Source organism: Xanthomonas floridensis, assembly GCF_001642575.1.
Classification (GTDB): domain Bacteria; phylum Pseudomonadota; class Gammaproteobacteria; order Xanthomonadales; family Xanthomonadaceae; genus Xanthomonas; species Xanthomonas floridensis.
In genome coordinates this window covers 110814-120320 of the sequence record NZ_LXNG01000014.1, presented here as the reverse complement: position 1 = coordinate 120320, position 9507 = coordinate 110814, and the positions used below count along the sequence as shown (strand labels likewise).

Sequence of the window (9507 nt, the reverse complement as noted above, 5' to 3'; positions counted from 1 at the left end):
GCTTGGCTTGCCACACATACGCACCGTGCGCCGCGAATTACCCTTCTCCCGCTTGCGGGAGAAGGACAGCGAATGGCTTGGCTTGCCACGCATACGCACCGTGCGCCGCGAATTACCCTTCTCCCGCTTGCGGGAGAAGGACAGCGAATGGCTTGGCTTGCCACGCATACGCACCGTGCGCCGCGAATTACCCTTCTCCCGCTTGCGGGAGAAGGACAGCGAATAGCTTGGCTTGCCACACATACGCACCGTGCGCCGCGAATTACCCTTCTCCCGCTTGCGGGAGAAGGACAGCGAATGGCTTGGCTTGCCACGCATACGCACCGTGCGCCGCGAATTACCCTTCTCCCGCTTGCGGGAGAAGGACAGCGAATAGCTTGGCTTGCCACACATACGCACCGTGCGCCGCGAATTACCCTTCTCCCGCTTGCGGGAGAAGGACAGCGAATGGCTTGGCTTGCCACACATACGCGCCGTGCGCCGCGAGTTACCCTTCTCCCGCCTGCGAGAGAAGGACAGCGAATGGCTTGGCTTGCCACACATATGCACCGTGCGCGGCGAATTACCCTTCTCCCGCCTGCGGGAGAAGGTGGCGCGCAGCGCCGGATGAGGGCCGCATTCCACCGCGCCCCGTCGTTCGGCAGTGAACACCACCCCACCAAGACCGACCGCGCCGTCACCGTCCAGCAGAGCCCTGCATGAGCACTCCCCGCTACACCCGCCTGTCCGGCCTGGAACCGCTGGTCATCACCCCGGACCTGCTGTTCGTCAACGTCGGCGAGCGTACCAACGTCACCGGCAGCGCGCAGTTCCGCAAGCTGATCAAGGAGGAGCGCTACGAAGAGGCAGTCGACGTCGCGCGTCAGCAGGTCGCCAACGGCGCGCAGATCCTCGACGTCAACATGGACGAAGGCCTGATCGATTCCGAAAAGGCGATGACGCGCTTTCTCAACCTGATCATGTCCGAGCCGGACATCGCGCGCATCCCGGTGATGGTGGATTCGTCCAAATGGACGGTGATCGAAGCAGGCTTGAAGTGCCTGCAAGGCAAGAGCGTGGTCAATTCGATCTCGCTCAAGGAAGGCGAAGCGGTCTTCATCGAACAGGCGCGCAAGGTGTTGCGCTACGGTGCTGCCGCGGTGGTGATGGCCTTCGATGAAGTGGGCCAGGCCGATACCTGCGCGCGCAAGGTGGAAATCTGCACACGCGCCTATAAGGTGCTGACCGAACAGGTGGGCTTCCCACCGGAAGACATCATCTTCGACCCGAACATCTTCGCCGTGGCCACCGGCATCGAGGAGCACGACAACTACGCGGTGGACTTCATCGAGGCCACGCGCGAGATCAAGCGCACGCTGCCGCATTGCCATATTTCCGGCGGCGTCTCCAACGTGTCGTTCTCGTTCCGCGGCAACGAAAGCGTGCGCCAGGCGATCCACTCGGTCTTCCTGTTCCATGCCATCAAGGCCGGCATGGACATGGGCATCGTCAATGCCGGCGGCATGCCGATCTACGACGAGCTGGACCCGGAGCTGCGCGAGCGCGTGGAGGACGTGATCCTCAACCGGCGCCGCGACGGCACCGAACGGTTGCTGGAAATCGCCGAACGCTACAAGGGCACCAAGGGCGCATCGAAAGCCGAAGACCTGGCCTGGCGCGACAAGCCGGTGCGCGCGCGTCTGGCGCATGCACTGGTGCACGGTATCGATGCCTATGTGGAAACCGATACCGAAGAAGCGCGACAGCAATCCACACGCCCACTGGACGTGATCGAAGGCCCACTGATGGACGGCATGAACGTGGTGGGCGATTTGTTCGGCGCCGGCAAGATGTTTTTGCCGCAGGTGGTCAAGTCCGCGCGCGTGATGAAAAAAGCCGTGGCCTATCTGCTGCCCTTTATCGAAGCGGAAAAACTGCGCACCGGCGATGTCGGCAAGTCCAACGGCAAGATCATCATGGCCACGGTCAAGGGCGACGTGCACGACATCGGCAAGAACATCGTCGGCGTGGTACTGGCCTGCAATAACTTCGATGTGGTCGACCTGGGCGTGATGGTCAGCGCGCAGGTGATCCTGGACCGCGCTCGCGAAGAGAATGCGGACCTGATCGGGCTGTCCGGCCTGATCACGCCATCGCTGGAAGAGATGTCGCACGTGGCGCGCGAAATGCAGCGCCAGGGCTTCGAGATTCCGTTGTTGATTGGTGGTGCCACCACCTCGCGTGCGCACACTGCACTGAAGATCGACCCGCACTACACCGCACCCACCGTGTGGGTGAAGGATGCCTCGCGTGCTGTAGGTGTGGCGCAATCGCTGATCTCGCGGGACCTGCGCCAGGCGTTTGTTGCCGCCAACGATGCCGACTACGCGGAGATCCGCGCACGTCATCGCAACCGTGGCGACGCCAAGCGGCTGGTGTCGCTGGAAAAGGCGCGCGCGCAAAAGTTCGATGGCGACTGGGACAACTACACGCCGCCCACTCCACGCCAACCCGGCCTGCACCTTTTCGACGACTACCCGCTGGCCGAGCTGGTGGAGCTGATCGACTGGACCCCGTTCTTCCAGGCCTGGGAACTGGCCGGCAAGTTTCCGGCCATCCTCAGCGACGAGATCGTCGGCCCCCAGGCCAGCGAGCTGTATCGTGATGCGCGACGCATGCTCAAGCAGATCGTCGACGAAAAATGGCTCACGGCCAAGGCGGTGTTCGGGCTGTGGCCGGCCACTGCGGTAGGCGATGATGTTGTGGTGCTGACCGAGCCTGCGGAATCGGGAATCGGGAATCGGGAATCGGAAGGCGATGCATCGGCGCCCGACCATTCCCGATTCTCCATTCCCCATTCCCTGCATTTTTTACGCCAGCAAGTCGACAAACCCGCCGACCGTCCCGACTTCTGCCTGGCCGATTTCATCGCGCCCAAGGACAGCGGCAAGCAGGACTGGATCGGCGCGTTTGCGGTCACCGCCGGCCTTGGCATCGATCCGCATATCGCCCGCTTCGAAGCCGCGCACGACGACTACAACTCGATCCTGCTCAAGGCATTGGCCGACCGCCTGGCCGAGGCGCTGGCCGAACGCCTGCACCAGCGCGTACGCACCGAGTTCTGGGGCTATGTGGACGATGAGAACCTGGACAACGAGGCGCTGATCGCCGAGCGCTACCGCGGCATCCGTCCGGCGCCCGGCTACCCGGCCTGCCCCGAACACAGCGAAAAACGCACGCTGTTCGATCTGCTCGCCGCCGAGCACCATGCCGCGATGTCGTTGACCGAAAGTTTTGCGATGCTGCCCACCGCCGCGGTGTCCGGCTACTACTTCAGCCATCCCAGGAGCCAGTACTTCGTGGTCGGGCGGTTGGGCAAGGAACAGGTCGCCGACTACGCCAAGCGCAAGGGCATTACGCTGGCATTGGCCGAACGCTGGCTGGCGTCGAACCTGGATTACGACCCGGAATAAGAGCGGGTCCCCATCATCGCAGGCACCAGCGAACCAATGCAGGAGCGCACCCGGGCGCGAAAGGGCCTTACCGATAAAGCCTCATCGCCCGGCTGCGCCCCTGCATCACGGCGCAGCCGCACATGCACGGCCACGCCCTGTCACAGCTGTATCACACTGCCGGCCGCAACACGTTCAACACTTCGTAGCAGGCGCCCATGGTGTGGTAATCGGTCTTGCCGGCCGGGCTCTTCTCGTCGCTGTACTTGCGGTTGTCCGCATCCAGGATGCGATACCACGCACCGTAACGGTGGTCGACCATGTGGGTCCACGAGTAATCCCACAGCTTGTCGTACCACTGCCAGTAGCGTTCATCGCCACTGCGTTGTGCCAACAAGGCCGCGGCAGCCAAGGATTCGGCCTGCACCCAGAAATATTTGTCGTCGTCGCACACCTGCCCATCCGGCGCGAAGCCGTAGTACAGCCCGCCGCGCTGTGCATCCCAGGAGCGCTCCACCGCTACATCGAACAGATGCTGCGCAGTCGGCAACAACCAGTCCGTGGGTGCATACCGATCCAGCAGCATCAGCAGCTTGGCCCATTCGGTCTGGTGGCCCGGCTGGAAGCCCCAAGGCCGGAACAGATGCTTGGGATTGTCGCGGTTGTAGTCCCAATCGATGTTCCACTGCGGGTCGTAATGCTCCCACACCAGACCATCGGCCTTGGCCGCCTGGCGCCGGGTCATGTGATCGGCCAGCCGCAACGCACGATCGAGGTAGCGTTGCTCGCCACTGGCTTCGTACGCGGCGATCATCGCCTCGCACATGTGCATGTTGGCGTTCTGGCCGCGATACGTGGTGAAGTTGAACTGGGCATCGGCTTCATCGCGATACAAGCCGAATTCCGGCTCCCAGAAGTGTTTCTCCAGCAGCTGCCAGGTTTCGTCCATCCACGCACGCGCTTCGGCGATGCCGGCCTTCAGCCCGCACGAATACGCCAGCAGCACGAACGCCACGCCGTAGCAGTGGTTCATGTCGTCTTCCACGACGCCATCGCGCAAGGTCCAGGCATAACCGCCGGTGTCGGCGTTGCGATGCACGTTGCGCAGATACTCCAGGCCGTGGCGCACCGCCTGCAGATACTCGGCGTTGCCGAATTCGCGGTACGCCATCGCATAGTTGAAGACGAAGCGTGTGCTGCTCACCAGATGCCGGTGGCCGGCATCGTAGATGCTGCCGTCATCCTTGAAATACTGGAAGAAGCCACCGGCCGGGTCGATCGCGCGCGGGTGGTAGAACGCCATGGTGTCGGCGATGTGCTGGCGCAGGACGTCTGCCGAACGGAAATCGGGTGCGGGGGAAGCGGGCAACGGGCTCATGCTTGTTCCTGGATCAGGGTATGGACGTCATCGAGGCCGGGCATCGCGGCGAACGCGCCCTTGCGTGTCACTGCCAGCGCACCGACTGCGGCGGCGAAGCGGATCACCTCGGCCATCGCCGTGGAATCGCCGCACAGCTGCTCAAGCGGAATTGCACGCGCTGCCAGCTGATACAGCAGACCACCAACGAAGGCATCGCCCGCCGCAGTGCTGTCGCGCACCTGCACATCGAAGGTTGGCACCTGGCCCGTATCGGTACGAGTCTGCCAATGCACCGGGCCACCGCCGTCGGTGACCAACAGCCAACGCGCCTGCCCCTGCCACAGCTTCTGCGTCACCGCGCCAGCGTCGGCATTCAAGGTGCCGGCCAGATAGTCGAGTTCTTCGCGCGAAAGCTTGACCACATCAGCCAGGGCCAGCGCCTCCCACAGGACCGGCGCCGGGTTCACGTCCTGCGGCCACAACATCGGGCGCAGGTTGAGGTCCAGGCTGACGATGGCGCCGGCAGCGCGCGCGCGGCGCATGCCATCGAGTGTGCATTGCGCGATCTCCGGCTCGGTCATGCTGTTGGAGCACACGTGCAGCACTGCTGCCTGCGCGAAGCCGTTGGCGGCGAAATGTTCGGCGCGGAACAGCAGGTCCGCCGCCGGCGGCCTGTAGAAACTGAAACTGCGCTCGCCTGCGGCATCGAGTGCGACGAACGCCAGCGCGGTCTTGGCCTGGTCGGTGCGCACGATCCCGTCGGTGGCCACGCCGGCCTGCTGCAGGCTCTGCAGCAGGAAGTCGCCAAACATGTCGCGGCCCAGCATGCCGACAAAATGCGCCGCGCCGCCAAGCTTGGCCACTGCCACCGCGACATTGGCCGGCGCACCACCGGCGTATTGCGCGAAGGTACGCGCATCGTCGCTGGCGGCCTGCGGCAGGGCCAGCATGTCGATCAAGGCTTCACCGAAGCAGATCACCTGATTCCTGACCGCCCTCATGCGCGTGCCTCCGCCAGGGCGCCACGCAGGCGCGAGCCCCAGATGCCGTAGAACACGATGTACAGGTAGCACACCAGCGGCAGCACGAACGACTCGTGCAGGCCGATGCGATCGGCCAGCAGGCCCTGCAGGTACGGCACGATCGCGCCGCCCACAATGGCCATGATCAGCAGGCTGGAGGCGCGGCCGGTCAATGCGCCCAGGCGTTCGATGCCCAGGGTGAAGATGGTCGGGAACATGATGGAATTGAAGAGCCCGATCGCCACCAGCGCATACACCGCCAACATGCCGCCGCTGGCCATGGTCAGCCCCAGGAACAGCGCATTGATCGCTGCGAACACCGACAACAGCACGCGTGGCGACAACTTGGCCAGCAACGCCGAACCGATGAAGCGGCCGATCATCGCCAGCGTCCAGTACGCCGATACGTATTTGGTCGCCTCGCGCTCGGTGAACCCGCCGATCTCCGGCAACGAGAAGTAATTGACCATCAGGCTGCCGATCGCCACTTCCGCACCAACATAAAAGAAGATCGCCAGCACACCGAAGCGCACATGCGGGTGACGCAGCGCATCCAGCAGCGAATGCTTGCTTTCTTCCTTCTGCGCGCCGGCGTCAGTCAATGCCGGCAGGCGGAACAGGAACACGAAGATCGCCAGCAGGAACAGCACCACGCCCAGGCCGATGTACGGACCTTGCACCGCCTGCGCTTCCTGCACGCGGTAGGCAAGCTGCTCGGGTTCCGGCAGCGCCTTGAGCGCGTCGCTGCTCATCACCGTGTTGGACAGGATCAACCAACCGCCCAGCAACGGCGCGATCGCGGTGCCTAGGGAATTGAGCGCCTGCGCCAGGGTCAGCCGGCTGGAGGCACTGCGCTCCGGACCCAGCAACGCAACGTAGGGATTGGCGGCCACCTGCAGGATGGTGATGCCGGTGGCCAGCACGAACAGCGCGCCCAGGAAGGCGCCGTAGACGCGCAACTCCGCCGCCGGCCAGAAGCCCAGCGCGCCAACCGCCGCCACTGCCAGACCGGCCACGATGCCCTGCTTGTAGCCCAGCCGGTTCACCAGCCAACCAGCCGGCAGCGACATCAGGAAATACGCACCGAAGAAGGTGAACTGCACCAGCATCGCCTGCGCGAAGTTGAGCTCGAACACCGACTTCAAATGCGGAATCAGGATGTCGTTGAGGCAGGTGAGAAAGCCCCACATGAAGAAGATCGTGGTGACCACCGACAACGCGACGCCGTTGTTGACGGGCGCCTTGTTGCCACTGGGCACAGTGGATTGCGTGGAAAGGGAAACCATAGGAGTTGCCTGGTCAGCGGCCGGAGGCCTTGGTGGGGGAATGGGCGGGAGAACGGTCTAACGGAGCGGACGAAACCGCAGGTGTCGGTGCGCAGGCACTGCTGGCGCGAATCTGCAGCGCCACCGCGGCAGTGAGCCGTTGCACCGCCAGTTCGGGGCTGCCGATACGTTGCAGCACCAGTTGCGCAGCCTGCCGGCCGCGCGCGCGCGGGTCGGCGGCCAGCGTGGTCAGCGCGGGAGTGAACAGCGCGGCCTCGGCGATATCGTCGAAGCCGGTCACCGCGAAGTCGCGCCCCGGCACGATGCCGCGCATCGCCAGGGCCGCCATCAGGCCCAGTGCCACGCTGTCGTTGTAGCAGACGGCCGCGGTGGCGCTGTGCGCACCGCTGTCGAGCATGCGTGCGCCACACAACGCGGCATCCTGGCGATTGGGTGCCGATTCGACGTACTGCACAGCCAGCCTGGCCGCGGACATCGCCCGCGTGTAGCCGGCACGACGCTGCCGGCAGGAGCTGGAATCGGCATGGCCGCCGAAGAACACGATCTGCCGGTGTCCCTGCGCGATCAGGTGGCAGCAGGCAAGCAAGGCGCCCTGCTCGTTGTCCAGCGCCAGCAGATCCCAGCCCGCTCCTTCCACTTCGCGGTTGAACAGCACCACATTGCGCTGACGGCCGAATACCTGCGCCAGCGCCTGCGCCTGGCTGCCTTCGGCGGGCGAGAGGATGATGCCGGCCGGCGTGTGCTCCATCAGCGAGGCCAGCACCGCGTGCTGGCGCTGCGTCGACTCACCGGTGCTGCCCAGCAGGGTCACATAACCGGCCGCGCCCAGCGCCTCGTCGACGCCGGCGGCGAATTCGGCAAAGAACGGGTTGGACAGATCGTTGATGACCAGCGCGATACTGGACGAGGTGCGCTGCCGCAGGTTGGCCGCAGCGCGGTTATAGACGTAGTGTTGCCGATCCAGCTCGGCTTCCACCCGCGCGCGGGTCGTGGCATGTACCAGGGGGCTGCCCCGCAGCACCAGCGACACCGTGGCGCGCGATACGCCGATTGCGCTGGCAATATCGCGTAGCGTCACGGCACCACGACGCACCGCGCGCGTCTGGTCCGCCTCCGGCGTGGCCGGTGCCTGCCCGGAACGCGTCAAGCGCCCGCCCCCGCTGGATGGAAATCGTGCATGCAATGGACTGAAATTGGATCGATCCAATTAAGCCTTTTCCACGCACCCAATGCATGCGGCAGTGCAGCATTGGACTCTACTGCTGCTCGTCAGCGTCGTTGCGCAACGTGGCTACCTCCTCCTACGCGGCGATCCCGCTATAGGGTTTGGCACACGCCCTTGCTGCCCGGCACCGCCGCCCTGCGTTGAGCCAGGCAGATCCGTTACTGGAAGGCGATCGACAACCCGATCCCGCCCTGCCAGTCCGGGCTTTCCGACGTCAGCCCGCGCAGCACCGACACATCCAGCTGCATCGCATGCGGCAATTGCCAGGCTCCGCCGGCACCGGCGACGCGCGAGTGCTCGCTGCCGGTCTCCACGCCCGCCTCCACATAGCTGCTGAAGTGTTCGCCGGAAAAGAACGTGTAGTTGGGGGCGAAGGTCCAGCTATGCCCGTCGTCGTCGCGCGCATAGTTGACGTACAACGCCAGCGCACGCTGCTGCGCAAGGTCCCAGGATGCGGTCACCCCCAGTTCGCGCGCATGGCCGTCGCTGAAGGCCGGGCTGCCGGTCGGCACGCTATAGGTGCCTAGCGCCGCCCAATGAAAACTGTCCGAGCGCGACGGCAACGCCACCTTCAGGCCGACATGGCTGTCGCCCCCGCCGCGGACCCGTGTGCCACCGCCGTGCTGCCAGTTGTAGCTGTCGCTGCCAAGCTGCAGTTCCACATGCTGCGCCAGACCCAGACGCAGCACGGTGTCGGCGGTGTAGAGCGTGGTGCGCTGGCCACCGGCCCGGTCGGTGCTCGCATCCGGCAAGCCCTGCTCCCAGGCGAATGCACCGGGCTGCAGCACATCTGCGGCAAATGGAATGCCGGGGCGATCGAATGCCGGCGGATCCTCGGCCTGTGCGGCCACCTGCCCGCTGGTCATGCATAGCGCCAGCAGGACGCCGGGCAGCACCACATTGCGCTTTGCCGGCACACGCACACCGCCAGGTACGGCAGCGGACATCGACAACTGCGCCATATCGGCGCTGGGTTGCAGGGCATCTGAAGACTGGAACATATGCGGCACCATCGGCAGGAAGTGAGCAGCAGCGCAGTCGACCATAGGCCCGACCGCGCCAACCGGCAACGGCGCACATGGTGCAGCCCCGGCCGTGACCGGATTGTCGATCGCTGGGCCGCTCCGCCAAGCGCAGCCAACAAGGCGGCTGTGCACACCGCCAGGCGAGCGCGGCCGGTGCT

General features: G+C 64.8%; 7 protein-coding genes. 1 reads left to right on the top strand and 6 read right to left on the bottom strand.

All coding sequences use genetic code 11. From position 1 onward, the window contains the following. On the bottom strand, window positions 1–651 hold a 651-nt coding region (locus tag A7D17_RS24045), incomplete at its 3' end, for a hypothetical protein (RefSeq protein ID WP_161946535.1). Window positions 652–698: 47 nt separating this feature from the next. On the opposite strand from A7D17_RS24045, the gene metH reads away from it, so the two are divergent. Beyond that, window positions 699–3452, top strand: coding sequence for a methionine synthase (metH, locus tag A7D17_RS09885; RefSeq protein WP_064508915.1), 2754 nt, complete (start codon window positions 699–701; stop codon window positions 3450–3452). 151 nt (window positions 3453–3603) lie between these two features. On the opposite strand, the gene A7D17_RS09880 is transcribed toward metH, so the two are convergent. The 5 genes from A7D17_RS09880 to A7D17_RS09860 all read right to left on the bottom strand — a co-directional run bounded on the left by A7D17_RS09880 (window position 3604) and on the right by A7D17_RS09860 (window position 9190). Then, complete coding sequence (locus A7D17_RS09880; RefSeq protein WP_064508914.1) at window positions 3604–4809, bottom strand: AGE family epimerase/isomerase; 1206 nt, start codon at window positions 4807–4809, stop codon at window positions 3604–3606. Then, window positions 4806–5792 carry a carbohydrate kinase family protein gene (locus tag A7D17_RS09875; RefSeq protein WP_064508913.1) on the bottom strand — a complete coding sequence of 329 codons (987 nt, stop codon included), beginning with the start codon at window positions 5790–5792 and terminating at the stop codon, window positions 4806–4808. The genes A7D17_RS09880 and A7D17_RS09875 overlap by 4 nt, the downstream gene beginning before the upstream one ends. Beyond that, window positions 5789–7099, bottom strand: coding sequence for an L-fucose:H+ symporter permease (gene fucP, locus A7D17_RS09870; protein ID WP_064508912.1), 1311 nt, complete (start codon window positions 7097–7099; stop codon window positions 5789–5791). Before fucP ends, A7D17_RS09875 begins: the two co-directional genes overlap by 4 nt. Window positions 7100–7112: 13 nt before the next feature. Then, the gene (locus tag A7D17_RS09865) at window positions 7113–8246 is read right to left on the bottom strand and encodes a LacI family DNA-binding transcriptional regulator (protein ID WP_064508911.1); all 1134 of its coding nucleotides are present in this window, start codon (window positions 8244–8246) and stop codon (window positions 7113–7115) included. 236 nt (window positions 8247–8482) lie between these two features. Next, window positions 8483–9190, bottom strand: coding sequence for a transporter (locus tag A7D17_RS09860; RefSeq protein WP_425479585.1), 708 nt, complete (start codon window positions 9188–9190; stop codon window positions 8483–8485). Window positions 9191–9507: the final 317 nt, after the last annotated feature.

Bases quoted from the DNA above. Each gene is read 5' to 3' on its own strand.
- A7D17_RS09860 (WP_425479585.1), bottom strand. From the start codon at position 9,190: ATGACCAGCGGGCAGGTGGCCGCACAGGCCGAGGATCCGCCGGCATTC.
- metH (WP_064508915.1), top strand. From the start codon at position 699: ATGAGCACTCCCCGCTACACCCGCCTGTCCGGCCTGGAACCGCTGGTC.
- fucP (WP_064508912.1), bottom strand. From the start codon at position 7,099: ATGGTTTCCCTTTCCACGCAATCCACTGTGCCCAGTGGCAACAAGGCG.
- A7D17_RS09875 (WP_064508913.1), bottom strand. From the start codon at position 5,792: ATGAGGGCGGTCAGGAATCAGGTGATCTGCTTCGGTGAAGCCTTGATC.
- A7D17_RS09880 (WP_064508914.1), bottom strand. From the start codon at position 4,809: ATGAGCCCGTTGCCCGCTTCCCCCGCACCCGATTTCCGTTCGGCAGAC.